Annotated in this window: 16 protein-coding genes; 9 read left to right on the forward strand and 7 right to left on the reverse strand. The window is 64.3% G+C overall.

Annotated elements, in window-relative coordinates; translation table 11 throughout:
* Positions 1 to 82 precede the first annotated feature (82 nt).
* Positions 83 to 955 (forward strand): 3-methyl-2-oxobutanoate hydroxymethyltransferase, encoded by an 873-nt coding sequence (gene panB / locus LI72_RS06005; RefSeq protein ID WP_033924874.1) that lies wholly within the window; start codon positions 83 to 85, stop codon positions 953 to 955.
* Between the two features lie 9 nt (positions 956 to 964).
* Here the strand turns inward: panB and LI72_RS06010 are convergent, their stop codons facing one another.
* From LI72_RS06010 to LI72_RS06020, 3 genes are all read right to left on the reverse strand, one after another.
* The gene (locus LI72_RS06010) at positions 965 to 2,032 is read right to left on the reverse strand and encodes an alpha/beta fold hydrolase (protein WP_197051833.1); all 1,068 of its coding nucleotides are present in this window, start codon (positions 2,030 to 2,032) and stop codon (positions 965 to 967) included.
* Between the two features lie 125 nt (positions 2,033 to 2,157).
* Positions 2,158 to 2,874 carry a GGDEF domain-containing protein gene (locus tag LI72_RS06015; RefSeq protein ID WP_033924876.1) on the reverse strand — a complete coding sequence of 239 codons (717 nt, stop codon included), beginning with the start codon at positions 2,872 to 2,874 and terminating at the stop codon, positions 2,158 to 2,160.
* A 64-nt stretch (positions 2,875 to 2,938) separates the two neighbouring features.
* A complete protein-coding gene (locus LI72_RS06020) occupies positions 2,939 to 3,565 on the reverse strand; it encodes a GGDEF domain-containing protein (protein WP_052129543.1) in 627 nt (208 codons plus the stop codon).
* Positions 3,566 to 3,854: 289 nt separating this feature from the next.
* On the opposite strand from LI72_RS06020, the gene purE reads away from it, so the two are divergent.
* The 8 genes from purE (at position 3,855) to LI72_RS06060 (ending at position 12,134) form a co-directional block, all read left to right on the forward strand.
* On the forward strand, positions 3,855 to 4,310 hold the full coding sequence (gene purE / locus LI72_RS06025; protein ID WP_033925361.1) for a 5-(carboxyamino)imidazole ribonucleotide mutase: 456 nt from the start codon (positions 3,855 to 3,857) through the stop codon (positions 4,308 to 4,310).
* The gene (locus LI72_RS06030; RefSeq protein ID WP_033924877.1) at positions 4,307 to 5,401 is read left to right on the forward strand and encodes a 5-(carboxyamino)imidazole ribonucleotide synthase; all 1,095 of its coding nucleotides are present in this window, start codon (positions 4,307 to 4,309) and stop codon (positions 5,399 to 5,401) included. The genes purE and LI72_RS06030 overlap by 4 nt, the downstream gene beginning before the upstream one ends.
* The gene (locus LI72_RS06035) at positions 5,398 to 5,895 is read left to right on the forward strand and encodes a dihydrofolate reductase (RefSeq protein ID WP_033924878.1); all 498 of its coding nucleotides are present in this window, start codon (positions 5,398 to 5,400) and stop codon (positions 5,893 to 5,895) included. Before LI72_RS06030 ends, LI72_RS06035 begins: the two co-directional genes overlap by 4 nt.
* A complete protein-coding gene (locus LI72_RS06040; RefSeq protein WP_443018115.1) occupies positions 5,895 to 7,076 on the forward strand; it encodes a dipeptidase in 1,182 nt (393 codons plus the stop codon). Before LI72_RS06035 ends, LI72_RS06040 begins: the two co-directional genes overlap by 1 nt.
* Positions 7,077 to 7,083: 7 nt before the next feature.
* Positions 7,084 to 8,007, forward strand: a complete 924-nt coding sequence (locus LI72_RS06045; RefSeq protein ID WP_033924880.1) for a bifunctional riboflavin kinase/FAD synthetase — start codon at positions 7,084 to 7,086, stop codon at positions 8,005 to 8,007.
* A 30-nt stretch (positions 8,008 to 8,037) separates the two neighbouring features.
* Complete coding sequence (gene ileS / locus LI72_RS06050; protein WP_033924881.1) at positions 8,038 to 11,001, forward strand: isoleucine--tRNA ligase; 2,964 nt, start codon at positions 8,038 to 8,040, stop codon at positions 10,999 to 11,001.
* 154 nt (positions 11,002 to 11,155) lie between these two features.
* On the forward strand, positions 11,156 to 11,728 hold the full coding sequence (gene lspA, locus LI72_RS06055) for a signal peptidase II (RefSeq protein WP_033924882.1): 573 nt from the start codon (positions 11,156 to 11,158) through the stop codon (positions 11,726 to 11,728).
* On the forward strand, positions 11,721 to 12,134 hold the full coding sequence (locus LI72_RS06060) for a DUF3035 domain-containing protein (RefSeq protein ID WP_033924883.1): 414 nt from the start codon (positions 11,721 to 11,723) through the stop codon (positions 12,132 to 12,134). Before lspA ends, LI72_RS06060 begins: the two co-directional genes overlap by 8 nt.
* 78 nt (positions 12,135 to 12,212) lie before the next feature.
* Here the strand turns inward: LI72_RS06060 and dxs are convergent, their stop codons facing one another.
* The 4 genes from dxs to LI72_RS20280 all read right to left on the reverse strand — a co-directional run bounded on the left by dxs (position 12,213) and on the right by LI72_RS20280 (position 15,651).
* Positions 12,213 to 14,147 (reverse strand): 1-deoxy-D-xylulose-5-phosphate synthase, encoded by a 1,935-nt coding sequence (gene dxs, locus LI72_RS06065; RefSeq protein WP_033924884.1) that lies wholly within the window; start codon positions 14,145 to 14,147, stop codon positions 12,213 to 12,215.
* Between the two features lie 113 nt (positions 14,148 to 14,260).
* A complete protein-coding gene (locus LI72_RS06070; RefSeq protein ID WP_033924885.1) occupies positions 14,261 to 14,734 on the reverse strand; it encodes a Fur family transcriptional regulator in 474 nt (157 codons plus the stop codon).
* Positions 14,735 to 14,803: 69 nt separating this feature from the next.
* A complete protein-coding gene (msrA, locus tag LI72_RS06075) occupies positions 14,804 to 15,505 on the reverse strand; it encodes a peptide-methionine (S)-S-oxide reductase MsrA (protein WP_033924886.1) in 702 nt (233 codons plus the stop codon).
* A complete protein-coding gene (locus tag LI72_RS20280; RefSeq protein ID WP_197051834.1) occupies positions 15,502 to 15,651 on the reverse strand; it encodes a hypothetical protein in 150 nt (49 codons plus the stop codon). The genes msrA and LI72_RS20280 overlap by 4 nt, the downstream gene beginning before the upstream one ends.
* Between the last annotated feature and the right edge of the window lie 70 nt (positions 15,652 to 15,721).

The following is a 15,721-nucleotide window of genomic DNA, read 5'->3' on the forward strand; positions in this document are numbered from 1 at the left end:
CTGTGTGGGACGCGTAACGCAAGCAGGCGTTGCACATAGGTTAGGTTTGCACCCGAAGGATGCCGCCGCTACACCTGCGCGCATGTCCACGACCTACACGCTCGATACGTCGACCAGCCGCGCCAACCCCACCCCCGCGCCGATGAAGCGCCTGACCGTGCCCGCGATCCAGCGGCGCAAGGCAGGTGGCGTCACCGCGCAACCGGTGGTGATGCTGACCGCCTATACCGCGCGCATGGCGCAGCTGCTCGATCCGCATTGCGACATGCTGCTGGTCGGCGATTCGCTGGGCCAGGTGATCTACGGCCTGCCCAGCACCGTGCCGGTGACGCTCGAGATGATGGCAGCGCATGGCGCAGCGGTCGTGCGCGGCAGCTATCACAGCATCGTCGTGATCGACATGCCGTTCGGCAGCTATGAAGCTTCGCCCGAGCAGGCCTTCGCCAGCGCAGCGCGGCTGCTCAAGGAAACCGGCGCAGCCGCAGTCAAGCTGGAAGGTGGCGCCGCGATGGCGCCGACGGTCCGGTTCCTCACCGAGCGCGGCATTCCGGTCGTCGGCCATGTCGGCCTGACCCCGCAGGCGATCAACATCTTGGGCAGCTATGCCGCGCGCGGCCGCTCCGACAGCGAAGCGGACAAGATCGTCAGCGATGCCAGGGCGCTGGAGGAAGCCGGCGCGTTCGCGATCGTCGTCGAAGGCGTGGTCGAGCCGATCGCGATCGCGGTAACCGAGGCGGTGTCGGCCATCGTCATCGGCATCGGCGCGTCTGCCCGGTGCGACGGCCAGGTGCTGGTGACCGAGGACATGCTGGGCCTGTTCGAACGCACCGCACGGTTCGTCAAGCGCTACGAGAACCTCGCCGAGGTGATCGAAAACGCGGTCAAGAGCTATGCCGGTGAAGTGACCGCGCGCAGCTTCCCCAGTGCCGATCAGACCTACGCCCCGAAAGACTGAGCGCCGCGCCTATTTTGCGCTGCGCGCGAGCAAGGCGACAAGTTCATCCTTCCAGAAGCGCGCCCAGGTGTGCGTGCCGTGACCGCGGGTCTCGTCGGTGGCCTTGATCAGCAGATACTTGCCATCGGGCAGCCGCTTGCCGAAATCCTCGGCCACGCCATAATCCCACGGATTGATGAAGTCGTCGGAGGAATTGATCCAGGTGACTGGCATGGTCATCGCCTCGACGGTCTTCGACGGGTCGTAATTGCGCGAGGATTCGATCTGGTAGATCGTGTCGTTGGCATCGATCCCCTTGATCGCGGCGTCGATCCGCTGGGTGATGTAGGCGTCGGCGGTGTCGCGGCTGGGAAAGGCCTTTTGCAGGTAGAGTGGCGCAAAGCCTGCCACCTGCAACAGGCTGGCTGCAACGCGCAGCCCCATCATCGGCGGGCTGGTGTAATTGCCGCCATTCCATGCGGGATCGGCCTTGATCCCCTCGATCGCGGCCTTGCGCCACATGCGGTTGTGTCCGGCAATCGGCATCGGCAGGCACGCCATCGGCATCATCGCCTGGACAAAGCCCGGATCGACCTGCCCCCAGACAAAGCCGTGCATGCAACCCATCGACGTGCCCATGACCAGCCGAAGCCGATCGACCTTGAGCCCCTCGGTCAGCATCTGCCGCTGCGCCCGGACCATGTCGGTGTAATCATAGGCGGGAAACCGCATCTTCAGACCGTCCGAAGGCCTCGACGATTTTCCGTGGCCGATATTGTCGGGCAGGATGATGTAATATTTGCTGATGTCGAGCGGCTGGCCGGGCCCGAACAGCTCGAGCGAGAATTGCGGCTGGAGGAACTGCAGACCAGTGCCGCCGGTGCCGTGCAGCACCATGACGGCGTTGTTGACCCGCCCATCCGGTCCGCGCCGGGGCGTTCCCAAGGTCGCATAATGCATCCGAAGCTCGGGCAGGGTCTCGCCGGTTCCGAAGCGGAAATCCTTGAGGATGACATCGCCCTGGGTGATCATCGCGGCATAATCGGGCTGGACCGGTACAGCGGCCGGACCGGGTTGCGCCAGCGCCGGCACAAGCATTGCGCTGCAAGCCAATGCGCCCGCCAACATCTTCAATTTCATGAGAAACCCCCGTTATGCTGTCCTGACAGAGGTCAGCATTGCAGGCGCTTGGGATGGGCGCAACCCCGTTCTCGCAATGGGGATCAGCCTGCCGCCAGCACGCGGTTGCGGCCGCTGCGCTTGGCGTCGTACATCGCGCCATCTGCCTGCGCGAGCGCGGCGTCGAGCGACATTCCTGCATCATAAGGCGCGATACCGATCGAGATGGAGAGCGGGATCGGCGTGCCATCCGCCGTCGTCACCCGCAGTGCGGCGATGGCTCCGCGTGCCCGTTCGGCGATTGTCAGCGCCAGCGGAATCGGCATTTCCGCCAGCAGGATGGCGAATTCCTCGCCGCCCACCCGGCCGAGCAGATCGGTCGGACGCAGTGCGGCCTGCAGCGTATGTGCCACCATGCGCAACGCATGGTCGCCCGCCGCATGGCCATGCCGGTCGTTGATTGCCTTGAAATGATCGATATCGGACAACAGCACGCAGCCCGGCGCATCGGCATCGTAACTGGCGGCATGCGAATAGAAGGCCGCCCGGTTGAGCACCCCGGTGAGGTGATCGCGGTCCACCTGCGCGCGCAGTTCTGCCTGGGTCAGAAGCAATTGCTGGTTGAGCCGCCGGTTCGCTTCGCCCTGCCGGACGAGCACGAAGCTGATCGGCGCGGAAATGCAGGCAGGGCAGATGACCGTGAATACCCAGAAGGGCCACGGGATGTCTTCGCCTGTCAGCAGCACCATCGCAACCATCGCCATCACCGTGGCTGCGACACTGAATGCGACAGCGATCAGGACCTTGCGCCATTGCTCCATGTAACGCTGTGTAAAGCAAAAGCCTTAAGACACGGCAAACGCAGGCGTTTCGGGCGGTGGGCGGTCAGCGGCCCGTGCTGCGCGATCGTTTGGAGCGATACATCTGCCCGTCGGCGCGGGCCAGAACCTTGTCGGCCTGGTCGTCGGGGTGGATGAAGGCATGGCCGAAGGTCGCAGACAGGCTGGCCGCCCCCTCGCCGAAGCCGACCCTGCAGGCCGCTATGCCTGCCGTCAGCTGGGTAACCTTGAGCGCAACATCCTGCTCGCTGATCTCGCCGAGCAGCAGGGCGAACTCGTCGCCGCCGATCCGCGCCACGACATCGGTCGAACGCACGTTGGCGGTCAGCACATGCGCAATGGTGCGCAAGGCCTCGTCCCCCGCAGCATGACCGAAGGTGTCGTTGATGCCCTTCAGGTTATCGACATCCAGAAACAGCAGCACAGCCCGGCTCTGATAGCGCTGGCAATGCGCGATCGAACCCGCCACGGCCTGCTCGAAATAGCGCCGGTTGAACAGGGGAGTGAGCGTGTCGCGGCAGATTTCGTCTTCCAACTGGCGCACCCGCGCAGTCAGCAACGCATTTTGATGGCGCAGATCGGCACAGAGCAGCGAAAGCTGATAATGGCTCAACGCCATGTCCGCCTGGGGGCTTTCCGTCCCCGTGCTGCCGTGTAGATCGGTCATCTTCATGTCGTACTGCCTGTCAATCCCCTGCGCCCGTGCCGAGCGCCTCCTTTAGCAAGGCTGGTGCCCGGCGGCATGATGAAAATGCCGGTAACCACGTATAATCTGTGCACAAGCGGGACAGGATGAGCCACCGCACAGCCCCTGGCATTTTCCCGAGCAGGGTGATTGCGGGTGCCGGATTTTGGCTTTAAGACGCTGATCAAACCAGCAATAACGCGGAGATTGATGCGTGGCCGAGCCATTCCCGAAGCCCGACCGCCAAGGCCCCGATGCGGCACCGGTTGCCATCATCATGGGCAGCCAGTCGGACTGGGACACCATGTCGGGTGCCGCCGCCGTGCTGGACGATCTGGGCGTGGCGCATGACTGCCGCATCGTTTCTGCCCATCGCACTCCGGACCGGATGGTTGCCTTCGCCAAGGGTGCCGTCGACAACGGGTTCAAGGTCATCATTGCAGGCGCAGGCGGCGCCGCGCATCTGCCCGGAATGGTCGCCAGCATGACCCGGCTGCCGGTGCTCGGCGTGCCCGTCTCCAGCAAGGCGCTGAGCGGTCTCGACAGCCTGCTGTCCATCGTCCAGATGCCCGGCGGCGTCCCAGTCGGAACGCTGGCCATCGGCCCGGCAGGCGCCAAGAATGCGGGGCTGATGGCGGCATCGATCCTGGCATTGAACGATCCCGCGCTGGCCGAACGGCTGGACTCCTGGCGCGCGGCGCAGAGCGATTCGGTGGGTGAACGCCCGGCATGACCCATGTGATTGCTCCGGGAAGTACCATCGGCATCATGGGCGGCGGGCAACTGGGCAGGATGCTCAGCCTGGCCGCGGCGCAGCTCGGCTATCGCTGCCATATCTTCGCGCCGGAGCCGACCAGCCCCGGCGGCGAGGTTTCGGCCGAGACGACCTGCGCCGAATACGCAGACAATGCCGCACTCACCGCCTTTGCGCAAAGCTGCGATGTCGTGACCTACGAATTCGAGAATGTGCCGGTCGGCCCGCTCGATGCGATCGCCGGCCTCGTTCCCCTGCGCCCCTCGCCGCGCGCGCTGGAGATCGCGCAAAGCCGGATCGACGAAAAGCGCTTCGTGGCCGCGCTGGGCGGACGCACCGCGCCGTTCGGCTTTGCCGAGACCGAAGCTGAGGTTCCAGCGGCCATGGCCGTCGCGGGGACCCCCGCCATCATCAAGTCGAACCGCATGGGCTATGACGGCAAGGGCCAGGCCCGGGTGATGCCCGGCGATGATCCGGTCGCGCGCTGGCACGAGGCGGGCGGCGTACCGGCGATCATCGAGGGCTTCGTGCAGTTCGAAGCCGAGTTTTCCGTGATCCTTGCCCGCGCTCCGGATGGTGAGATCCGCTTCTGGGACAGCGCCGAGAACGAGCATGTCGGCGGCATCCTGGACCTGTCGACGGTTCCTGCCGGACCTGCCATCGCCGCGCAGATCCCGCAGGCGCGCGAACTGGCCGCGAAGGTCGCCGAAAAGCTCGATTATGTCGGCGTGCTCACGCTCGAATTCTTTGCCACGACAGACGGCCCGGTGTTCAACGAAATGGCTCCCCGCGTCCACAACAGCGGTCATTGGACGATCGAGGGCGCCTTCACCAGCCAGTTCGAAAACCATATCCGCGCGATTTGCGGCCTGCCCCTGGGCGAGACCGCATTGGCCTGTCACCGCGCCGAAATGCGCAACCTCATTGGCGAGGCGGCACACGGCTGGCCCGCCCTGCTTGCAGACCCTGCCAACCATCTGCACCTCTATGGCAAGCACCGCGCGGTGCCGGGGCGTAAGATGGGGCATGTGACGCGGATATCGCTGGACCCTTCAGGAGCGCGGGCATGAACCATCCCGATATCTTTCTGGTGCTGGCGCGGGCGCGCAACGGCGTCATCGGCGCCAACGGCACCCTGCCCTGGCATCTGCCGATGGACCTGCGCCACTTCAAGGCACTGACCCAGAACCGGCCGATGATCATGGGCCGCAAGACCTTCGACAGCCTACCAGGCCTGCTGCCCGGCCGCCGCCATATCGTGCTTACGCGCAGCAAGGACTGGGCCGATGACGGGGCAGAGGTGGTGCACAGCGTCGAGCAGGCCATCGCGGCCGCCAACGCGCCGCATGTCGCAGTGATCGGCGGAGCGGAGATATTCTCGCTGTTCCTGCCGCGCGCCGACCGGATCGAGCTCACCGAAGTCCATGCCGAGCCCGAGGGCGAGACCGTGATGCCGCCCTTCTCGCCGGATGAGTGGGCAGAAAGCAGCCGTGTCGATCATTCCGCCGATCCCGAGCATCGCGATCGCCCCGCCTTCAGCTTCGTGACCTTGGTCCGCCGGTGATCCGCCGGATCTTCTGGGGCCTGGTCCTGCTGCTGATCGCGGGGCTGGTGTTTACTGTCACCATCCTGCCCGGCCTGTTCGAGAGCCGGACCAATGTCGTGACCGACGAGCCGCTGCCCGCGATCCGCGCGGATGCGGCAAAGCTGCACAAGACGCTGCAGATCGCCGATCTGCATGGCGATACCCTGCTGTGGAAGCGCGACCTGCTCGACAAGGCGGATCGCGGCCAGATCGACCTGCCCCGGCTGGAAGCGGGCAATGTCGCACTGCAGATCTTCTCTTCGGTGTCGAAGACCCCCAAGGGGCAGAATTACGACAGCAACTCTGCCGATACCGACAACATCACCTTGCTGGCGATGGCGCAACTGCAGCCGATCAACACCTGGTTTTCGGTGTTCGAACGCTCGATGTACCATGGCCGCAAGCTCGAGTTGGCGGCCAGCCGGTCCAAGGGCCGGCTGATGCTGATCCGCAAGCCTGCCGATATCGACCGGCTGCTCGCCGCGCGCGCCTCGGGCCAGCAGGTGACCGGCGCGCTCTATTCGGTCGAGGGGCTGCAGAATCTGGAGGGCGATGCTGCCAAGCTGGAGCCGCTGTATCGCGCAGGCATGCGGATGGCAGGCCTCGTGCACTTTTTCGACAACGAACTGGCAGGCTCGATGCACGGCGAGCGCAAGGGCGGGCTGACCCCGTTCGGCCGCGAGATGATCCGCGCGATGGAGGCGAAAGGCATCATCGTCGATATTGCCCATTCCAGCCACACCTCTGTTGCCGAAATTCTCGCTATGGCGCGCCGACCGGTGGTCTCCAGCCATGGAGGCGTGCAGGCAGTGTGCGGCGTCAACCGCAACCTTTCCGATACCGAGATCCGCGGTGTGGCGGCGACCGGCGGCATCATCGGCATCGGATATTGGGATGGCGCCTTGTGTTCCACCGACCCGGTGAAGATCGCGCAATCGATCAAGCATGTGCGCGATCTGGTGGGCATTGAGCATGTGGCGCTGGGCAGCGATTTCGATGGCGCGGTGACCACACGGTTCGACACCAGCCAGATCGTCCAGGTGACGCAGGCCTTGCTCGACATCGGCTTTACCGAGGCCGAGATTCGCGCCGTCATGGGGGGCAACGCCTTGCGCATCATCAAACAGGGCATTGAACCGCAGCCCGGCAAAGGCCTATAGGGCGGCGATGATCAGGGTGGAAGGCAGCGACCGGCTGCCAGAGCGGTTGCGCGGGAGCATCATCGCGCTGGGGAATTTTGACGGCTTTCATGCCGGTCATCAGGCCGTGGTCGGCCGTGCGATCGCCTGGGCCAAGGCCGAGGCCCGCCCGGCGATTGTCGCCACCTTCGATCCGCACCCGGTGCGCTATTTCAAGCCCGATGTCGCGCCATTCCGCCTCACCAGTCTCGACCAGCGCCAGGCGCTGTTTGCTGAGGCCGGCGCGGATGCGATGCTGGTGTTCGCGTTCGACGAGACGCTGGCCAATACCCGCGCGGAAAGCTTTGTCGCCGATCTGCTGGTCAAGCGCTTCGGCGCGGCGGGCGTCGTTACCGGCGAGGATTTCACCTTCGGCAAGGGGCGCGGCGGCAACATCCACGTGCTGCGTGATTTAGGCGCGCTGATGGGGCTGAAAAGCCATGCGGTCGGCCCGGTGACCACCGAGGACGCGGTGATCTCTTCGAGCCGCATCCGCCAGTGCCTGATCGAGGGCAAGCCGGACGAGGCCGAGCGGCTGATGACCCGGCCCTTTGCGGTGCAGGGCGTGGTGCAGCATGGCGACAAGAACGGGCGGTTGCTGGGCTTTCCCACCGCGAATATCGACATGGGCAGCTATCTGCGGCCCATGTACGGCGTCTATGCGGTCACCGGCCACCTCGCCGATGGCCGGGTGCTGAAGGGCGCGGCGAACCTTGGCATCCGTCCGCAGTTCGATCCGCCCAAGGAGCTGCTCGAGCCGCATTTCTTCGACTTCAACGAGGACCTGTACGGCCAGACCATCGAGGTCGCATTGCGCCACTTCATCCGGCCCGAGGCGAAGTTTGAAGGCTGGGACGAACTCAAGCGCCAGATCGACGCAGACTGCGTGCGCGCGCGGGAATTGCTTGCCTGAAAGCCCCGCGCGCCTTAAGCGCCAGCGTCTATGACTGACCAGACTGCAAGCCCCGCCGCGGACTATAAAGACACCGTCTTCCTGCCGCAGACCGACTTCCCGATGAAGGCTGGCCTCGCCCAGAAGGAACCGGCGATTCTGGCGCGCTGGCAGGACGCGGACCTCTACCGCCAGCTGCGGGACGCCCGCAAGGGCCGTGAAAAGTTCATCCTGCACGATGGCCCGCCCTATGCGAACGGGGACATGCACATCGGCCATGCGCTCAACCATATCCTGAAAGACATGGTCTGCCGCACCCAGTCTCTGCTTGGCAAGGACGCGCCGTACGTGCCCGGCTGGGACTGCCACGGCCTGCCGATCGAATGGAAGATCGAGGAGCAGTATCGCAAGAAGAAGCTCAACAAGGACGAGGTCGATCCCGTAGCCTTCCGCGCCGAATGCCGCGCCTATGCGCAACAATGGGTCAACACCCAGCGCGAGCAGCTGAAGCGCTTAGGGATCAACGGCGATTGGGACAATCCGTACCTGACGATGGACTTCGCCGCCGAGGCGACCATCGTGGCTGAGCTGATGAAGTTCGCCGAAAGCGGCCAGCTCTATCGCGGCGCCAAGCCGGTGATGTGGTCGCCGGTCGAAAAGACCGCGCTCGCCGAAGCCGAGGTCGAGTACGCGGATGTGACGAGCACACAGATCGATGTGGCGTTCGAGATTATCGATGCGCCCAATGCGCCCGAGCTGGTCGGTGCCTATGCGGTGATCTGGACGACGACGCCGTGGACCATCCCCGTGAACCAGGCTTTGGCTTACAGTCCCTCTACTGTTTACGCTATTGCCGAACTCGATTTGGAGGATGGATCAACATTTAGGCTACTCTTTGCTGGCGGTATGTGGCCACAAATCCTGAATCGGCTCAGGGGGCCTGACGGAAGCTTTAGTGTAAATGGCCGATTAGTAGTCGGTGGCCCTCGATTTACAAATTTCCCTGAGGGATCCCTCGCCGGTGCCACCGCGCGCCACCCGATGCACGCACTCGGCGGCTTCTTCGCCAAGCCGCGCCCCTTCCTGCCCGGCGATTTCGTCACCACCGACGCGGGTACGGGCCTTGTCCATATGTCGCCCGATCATGGCGAGGACGATTTCGACCTGTGCAAGGCGCATGGCATCGAACCGGTGTTCGCGGTCGAGGGCGATGGACGCTATCGCGATGACTGGACGTGGCTCGGCGGCGCAGACGAGCGGCGGATGTCGGTGATCAACCCCAAGTTCAACGCGCCTGATGGCCCGATCTGCGAAGACCTGCGTGCTGTCGGCGCATTGCTCTCGGCTGCGGCGTTCCAGCACAGCTATCCGCACTCGTGGCGCTCCAAGGCGCGGGTGATCTATCGCTGCACCCCGCAATGGTTCATCCCGATGGACCGCCCGCTCACCCATCTGCCCGCCAAGACCAAGGCGGAAAAGGGCTGGGAGAATGAAGGCGGCGCGATCGATCCGGCGGATGAAGGCCTGTGCGCCTCGCCGACGCTGCGCGAGACCGCGATGCAGGCGATCTCGGACACCCGCTGGGTCCCCGCCAAGGGCGAGAACCGCATCCGTTCGATGGTCGAAGGTCGCCCCGATTGGGTGATCAGCCGCCAGCGCGCCTGGGGCGTACCGATCACATTGTTCGTCAACCGCAAGACCGGCCAGTATCTGAAAGACCCCGCAGTCAACGCGCGGATAGTTGCCGCGATGCGCGAGGCCGGTGTCGACGCGTGGAACGATGACGCCGCCCCTGCCCTGCTCGGCCCCGATTACGACATCGCCGATTACGAGCGCGTCACCGACATTCTCGACGTCTGGTTCGACAGCGGCTGCACGCATGCCTTCGTGCTGGAAAGCGGCAAATGGCCTGACCTCATGCGGCCCGAAGGCCATGTCGGCCCCTGGGCAGACCTGTATCTCGAAGGGTCGGACCAGCATCGCGGCTGGTTCCAGTCGTCGCTGATGGAAAGCTGCGGCACGCGCGGCCATGCGCCGTACAAGGCGGTGCTGACCCACGGCTTCACGATGGACGCCAAGGGCATGAAGATGTCCAAGTCTTTGGGCAACACCATCGATCCGCTGACCCTGATCAAGGATTCGGGCGCGGACATCCTGCGGCTGTGGGCGCTGTCGGTCGACTTCACCGAGGACCACCGCATCGGCAAGGAAATCCTCGCCGGCGTCTCGGACCAGTATCGCAAGCTGCGCAACACCTTCCGCTACATGCTCGGCGCGCTCGCGGGGTTCGATGAAGCAGAACGGGTCGCGGTCGAGGACATGCCCGAGCTGGAGCGCTATGTGCTGCACCTGCTGGCGGACATGGACGCGAAGCTTAAACAGGCTACGCAAGATTTCGACTACAACACGTACGTCCGCACGCTGGCCGATTTCGCCAACAACGACCTGTCGGCGTTCTTCTTCGATATCCGCAAGGATTGCCTCTATTGCGACATCGGCCCCGCGCATCCGCTCGGCACGATGAAGCGCCGCGCCTACCGTACGGTGCTGCATGTGCTGTTCGAGGCTCTGGTGCGCTATGCCGCGCCGGTGCTGGTGTTCACCGCCGAAGAGGTGTGGACCTCGCGCTATCCCGATGGCGGCAGCGTGCATCTGCTGGAATGGCCAGAGCTGCCTGCACTGGAAGATGGCGGTGAACTGGTTTCGCGTTGGAGTGGTTTGCGTAACCTGAAGGAGACTGTGACGGGCGCGATTGAACCGTTTCGCCGGGACAAGGTCATCCGGTCGAGCCTCGAAGCCGAGGTCAAGATCGCGCCCGACACCATGCCGGATAATGCGTTTTCGGCAGCCGAGATGGCAGAGCTGTTCATTACCGCAGATGTGACGTTGGCGCCTGTCGAAGCGATCGAAGTCACCCGCACCAGCCACCACAAATGCGGCCGCTGCTGGCGTCACCTCCCCGAGGTGACCGAGGACGGCGCCTTGTGCGATCGCTGCTCGGAGATGCTCGCGTGAGCGTCATGGTTGCGACATCCTTTCTCCGTCCTGCTGAACTTGTTTCAGCATCCATCCATCGTCCAGGTGCCGAAGCCATGAAGGCGCGTGGTGCCCGATGGACCCTGAAACAAGTTCAGGGTGACGAAAATGTGGATGTTATCGGAGCAAACGCATGAGCCTTTCCCGCTTTCGCGCGCAAGGTGTCGGCATCGCGGTGCTGATCCTGGTCGTCGATCAGGTCGTGAAGTTCATCGTCGCCGGGCCGCTCGCGCTGAGCAGCCGGTTGCAGATCGAGATCACGTCGTTCTTCAACCTGACCTGGGCGGAAAATCGCGGCGTCTCGATGGGCTTCCTCACGGCCGAAACCGATACCGCCCGCTGGCTGCTGGTCGCGCTGACCGGCCTCATCGCTGCGGTCGTGCTGCTGTGGATGTGGAAGGAACGCGCGCGCGGCGACATCATCGCGCTCGGCATGATCCTGGGCGGGGCGCTCGGCAACATCATCGATCGCGCGCGGCTGGGCTATGTCGTCGACTATGCCGACCTGCATTTCGGTGTATTCCGGCCGTTCATGATCTTCAACATCGCGGACGCCGCGATCACCCTGGGCGTGCTGTTATTGCTTGCCCGCGTTCTGATAATCGGCGACAAAGCCGCGAAATCTGAAGGCCCTACATCGGGGGTTCAGGATGGCGGGCATAGCGGTGACGCTCCAGCCGCCAAGACGGAGAACAACAATGCGTAAACTGGCCCTGATCGCCGGTATCTCGGTTGCAGCAGCAACCCTTTCGGCCTGCGGCTCGAGCGGCGGCGTCTTCAATCGCGACCGTCCGGACGAGTTCGCGGTGTCGCGCCAGGCCCCTCTGGTGATCCCGCCCGACTTCTCGCTGACCCCGCCCACCCCCGGCGCGGTGCGTCCGCAGTCGGTCTCGGCCAGCCAGCAGGCACTGGATGCGCTGTTCGGCGGTCCGCAGCAGCGCAGCGGCGTCGAAGGCGCAGCGCTCGATCGCGCCGGATCGCCCGATGCGGCCATCCGCTCGCAGGTCGGCGATCCCAAGACCCAGATCACCGACAAGGGTGCCACCACCCGCGACATCGTCGCCGCGCCCGAAGGCGATGGCCAGGATGCCAAGGCCTCCGTGCCGCAATAACCGGTTTCAACCAGACACAAAAAAGCCCGGCGATCCAAGGATCTGCCGGGCTTTTTTGTGTGCGTTTGTGAAGCGGGATCAGGCGCGCGCGCCATCCCCCACCACGGCCACGCCCGCGCTGTTGTGGCGCAGCGCCTTGAGCACGCAATCGACGATGCCATCGGCGTCGAGCCCGGCTTCAGCATACTGCTTCTCGGGCTTTTCGTGTTCCTGGAAGATGTCGGGCAGACGCAGCGTGCGCAGCTTGAGCCCCGAATCGATCAGGCCCGCATCCGACGCCATGGTCAGCACATGCGCGCCGAGGCCACCGATCGCGCCCTCTTCCACCGTCACGCACACTTCATGCGTGGCGAGCAGCTTGCGGATCATCTCTTCATCGAGCGGCTTGGCAAAGCGAAGGTCGGCAACCGTGGTCGACAGGCCCTTGGCTTCCAGAACATCGGCGGCCTTCTGCGCTTCTGCGAGGCGCGTACCGAGCGAGAGGATCGCGACCTTCTTGCCCTCGCGCACGATGCGGCCCTTGCCGATCTCGAGCCGTTCGGGAACCTCAGGCAATGCCACGCCGACGCCGTTGCCGCGCGGATAGCGGAACGCGATCGGACCGCTGTCGTGGCACGCGGCGGTATAGGTCATGTGGACCAGCTCGGCCTCGTCGGCGGCGGCCATCACCACCATGTTGGGCAGGGTCGCCAGATAGGTGACGTCGAATGATCCGGCATGGGTCGAACCATCGGCGCCGACAAGCCCGGCGCGGTCGATGGCGAAGCGAACCGGCAGGTTCTGGATCGCGACATCGTGCACCACCTGGTCATAGGCGCGCTGCAGGAAGGTCGAATAGATCGCGCAGAACGGGCGCATGCCCTGTGCGGCCAAACCTGCGGCAAAGGTCACCGCATGCTGTTCGGCAATGCCGACGTCAAAGCTGCGATCCGGGTGCGCGGCGGCGAACTTGTCCACCCCGGTGCCCGAGGGCATCGCAGCGGTGATCGCGCAGATGGTGGGATCGGTATCGGCGAGCTTGGCCAGCGTTTCGCCGAACACGTTCTGATAGGCAGGCGGGCCGGCAGCGGCCTTGTCCTGCTTGCCGGTGATGACATCGAACTTGGCGACGCCATGATATTTGTCAGCAGCTGCCTCGGCAGGCGCATAGCCCTTGCCCTTCTGCGTCACGACATGGATCAGGCACGGCCCTTCGGCGGCATCGCGGACATTTTCGAGCACCGCGACCAGTTGGTCCATGTTGTGGCCATCGATCGGGCCGACATAATAGAAGCCCAGTTCCTCGAACAGTGTGCCGCCCATCGCCATGCCGCGAGCGTATTCATCGGTCTTGCGCGCGGCCTGGTGCAGGCTCTTGGGCAGCTTGCGCGCCAGACGCTTCAGCGCCTCGCGCACGCCCAGGAATTCGCGGCTGGAGACGATCCGCGCGAGATAGCCCGAAAGCCCGCCCACCGGCGGTGCGATCGACATGTCGTTGTCGTTGAGGATCACGACCAGCCGGTTGCCGGCGCGCTCGGCGTTGTTCATCGCCTCATAGGCCATGCCCGCGCTCATCGCGCCATCGCCGATCACCGCAATCGCCTTGCCGGGCGATCCGGTCATCTGGTTGGCGGTGGCAAAGCCCAGGGCTGCCGAGATCGAGGTCGAGCTGTGCGCCGCGCCGAACGGATCGTATTCGCTCTCGGAGCGCTTGGTGAAGCCCGAAAGCCCGCCACCGGTGCGCAGGGTGCGGATCCGGTCGCGACGGCCGGTCAGGATCTTGTGCGGATAGCACTGATGGCCGACATCCCAGATCAGCCGGTCATTGGGGGTGTCGAACACATAATGGATCGCGGTGGTCAGCTCGACCACGCCCAGACCTGCGCCCAGATGCCCGCCGGTCACCGAAACCGCCGAAATGACCTCCTGCCGCAGCTCGTCTGCCAGCTGGCGCAGTTGGCCAGGCTTGAGCGTTCGCAGGTCCGCCGGGGTCTTTACGGTATCCAGCAATGGTGTTTCGGGCAGATTGGTCATTGGATTCCCTTTCAACCGCGAATCCTAGCCCCGTTTGCGGGCTCTGTCGATTGCTCGACATGGACAGGCGGGTTGAGTGTAAAGTTTTTTGGACAGTTCCGCAAATGCGGAGTTCAGTCACACGAAGCGCAGCGACCGCGCACCTCTATGACCGGCCGGATATCGACGTAACCCGCCGCTTCCGCCGTCTTGCGGACGCTGCGGGACAGGCCGTCATCATCGATATGGGTCGCATTTCCGCACGAATCGCACACCAGAAAGATGCAGTCGTGGACGCATCCAGGGTGGGAATTGGCGATATAGGCGTTGATGCTTTCCACCCGCCGCGCCAGATTCGTGCGAACGAACAGATCGAGGATCCGGTAGACGCTGTTGGGTGCGACGCGCTTGCCGCGCTTGCGGCTGACGCTGTCGGCGATGTCATAGGCGGACGCGGGCTTTTCGATTTCCGCCAGCGCGGTGAAGATCGACTCGCGCATGTCGGTCCATTGCTCGCCTGCCGACTCCAGCGAACGACGCGCCGCGAGGGCAAGATCTTCCCCCTCGTGCTCGTTGTGCTTGTGGCCATGTTCTTTGACGGTAGACATGCACAGTATCTACGCATCCCGCCCCCAGGTTGCAATGGTAGCGTGGGGGCAACCGCGGCCGAGCGTGGATCAGCCGCGTACGGGTTTGGGATTGTAGAGCGCCGGGAAAGTGCGCTTGAGATTGGCGACCTTCACCGCATCCCAGCGTACGATGTAGGGATGGTCAGGGTTCTTGAACATGAAGTCCTGATGATAGCCCTCTGCCGGGTAGAAGGCCTTGTAAGGCTCGACTGCGGTGACGATGCGCTTCTTCCATGCGCCGGACTTCTCGAGCTCGACGATATAGGCACGCGCCACCTGCGCCTGCGCCTTGTCGAGCGGAACCAGCGCGGTGCGATAATGCCGCCCGATGTCGGGGCCCTGGCGATTGAGCAAGGTGGGGTCGGCGATGACCGAGAAAAACACCTGGAGCAGCTGGCCATAGCTCACCTGCGAGGGATCATAGACCACACGCACCGACTCGGCATGCCGGGTGGCGCCGCTCGATACCTCGTCATAGCTCGCATTGACCTTGCCATCGCCGTGATAGCCCGAGACCGCGCTCTTGACGCCCTTCACATGGCTGAACACGCCTTCGACACCCCAGAAGCAGCCACCGGCGAAAATGGCGACGGCCTGCTTGCCTGTTTCCGGTGCCTTGAGTTTCGGTGCGGGAATGATCTTCGCCTCTTCCGCAGCCAGCGCCACGGAGCCCGCATCCAGCGTGATGGCTGCGGCGCTGACCAGGCCAACGGCGGCGAGCAGCGTCAGGGTGCGGGCGGAAAAGGTCATCGGCTGGTGGTGCTTTCAATCTGCTGGCTTGCGACCGGCGGGTGGGCCTGGCCTTCGTCCGGCTGCAGCGCGAACATCGCGACCGCGCCAATGGCGAAACCGCCCAGGAAATTGCGGAACAGGTCCGACTTCAGAAAAAGGTTCATGGCTCGTCTCGTTTCTCGTTCCACACCGCTTGTTCGCGCCTGCGGCGTGCCGGGTTACATCGGGAAGCCC

The sequence above is a fragment of the Sphingomonas sp. 35-24ZXX genome (assembly GCF_000786215.1).
Lineage (GTDB): Bacteria > Pseudomonadota > Alphaproteobacteria > Sphingomonadales > Sphingomonadaceae > Blastomonas.

Excerpts from the sequence above, each read along its gene's own strand:
- panB (WP_033924874.1), top strand. The coding sequence starts at position 83 with ATGTCCACGACCTACACGCTCGATACGTCGACCAGCCGCGCCAACCCC.
- LI72_RS06010 (WP_197051833.1), bottom strand. The coding sequence starts at position 2,032 with ATGCTTGTGCCGGCGCTGGCGCAACCCGGTCCGGCCGCTGTACCGGTC.
- LI72_RS06015 (WP_033924876.1), bottom strand. The coding sequence starts at position 2,874 with ATGGAGCAATGGCGCAAGGTCCTGATCGCTGTCGCATTCAGTGTCGCA.
- LI72_RS06020 (WP_052129543.1), bottom strand. The coding sequence starts at position 3,565 with ATGAAGATGACCGATCTACACGGCAGCACGGGGACGGAAAGCCCCCAG.
- purE (WP_033925361.1), top strand. The coding sequence starts at position 3,855 with ATGGGCAGCCAGTCGGACTGGGACACCATGTCGGGTGCCGCCGCCGTG.
- LI72_RS06030 (WP_033924877.1), top strand. The coding sequence starts at position 4,307 with ATGACCCATGTGATTGCTCCGGGAAGTACCATCGGCATCATGGGCGGC.
- LI72_RS06035 (WP_033924878.1), top strand. The coding sequence starts at position 5,398 with ATGAACCATCCCGATATCTTTCTGGTGCTGGCGCGGGCGCGCAACGGC.
- LI72_RS06045 (WP_033924880.1), top strand. The coding sequence starts at position 7,084 with ATGATCAGGGTGGAAGGCAGCGACCGGCTGCCAGAGCGGTTGCGCGGG.
- ileS (WP_033924881.1), top strand. The coding sequence starts at position 8,038 with ATGACTGACCAGACTGCAAGCCCCGCCGCGGACTATAAAGACACCGTC.
- lspA (WP_033924882.1), top strand. The coding sequence starts at position 11,156 with ATGAGCCTTTCCCGCTTTCGCGCGCAAGGTGTCGGCATCGCGGTGCTG.
- LI72_RS06060 (WP_033924883.1), top strand. The coding sequence starts at position 11,721 with ATGCGTAAACTGGCCCTGATCGCCGGTATCTCGGTTGCAGCAGCAACC.
- dxs (WP_033924884.1), bottom strand. The coding sequence starts at position 14,147 with ATGACCAATCTGCCCGAAACACCATTGCTGGATACCGTAAAGACCCCG.
- LI72_RS06070 (WP_033924885.1), bottom strand. The coding sequence starts at position 14,734 with ATGTCTACCGTCAAAGAACATGGCCACAAGCACAACGAGCACGAGGGG.
- msrA (WP_033924886.1), bottom strand. The coding sequence starts at position 15,505 with ATGACCTTTTCCGCCCGCACCCTGACGCTGCTCGCCGCCGTTGGCCTG.
- LI72_RS20280 (WP_197051834.1), bottom strand. The coding sequence starts at position 15,651 with ATGAACCTTTTTCTGAAGTCGGACCTGTTCCGCAATTTCCTGGGCGGT.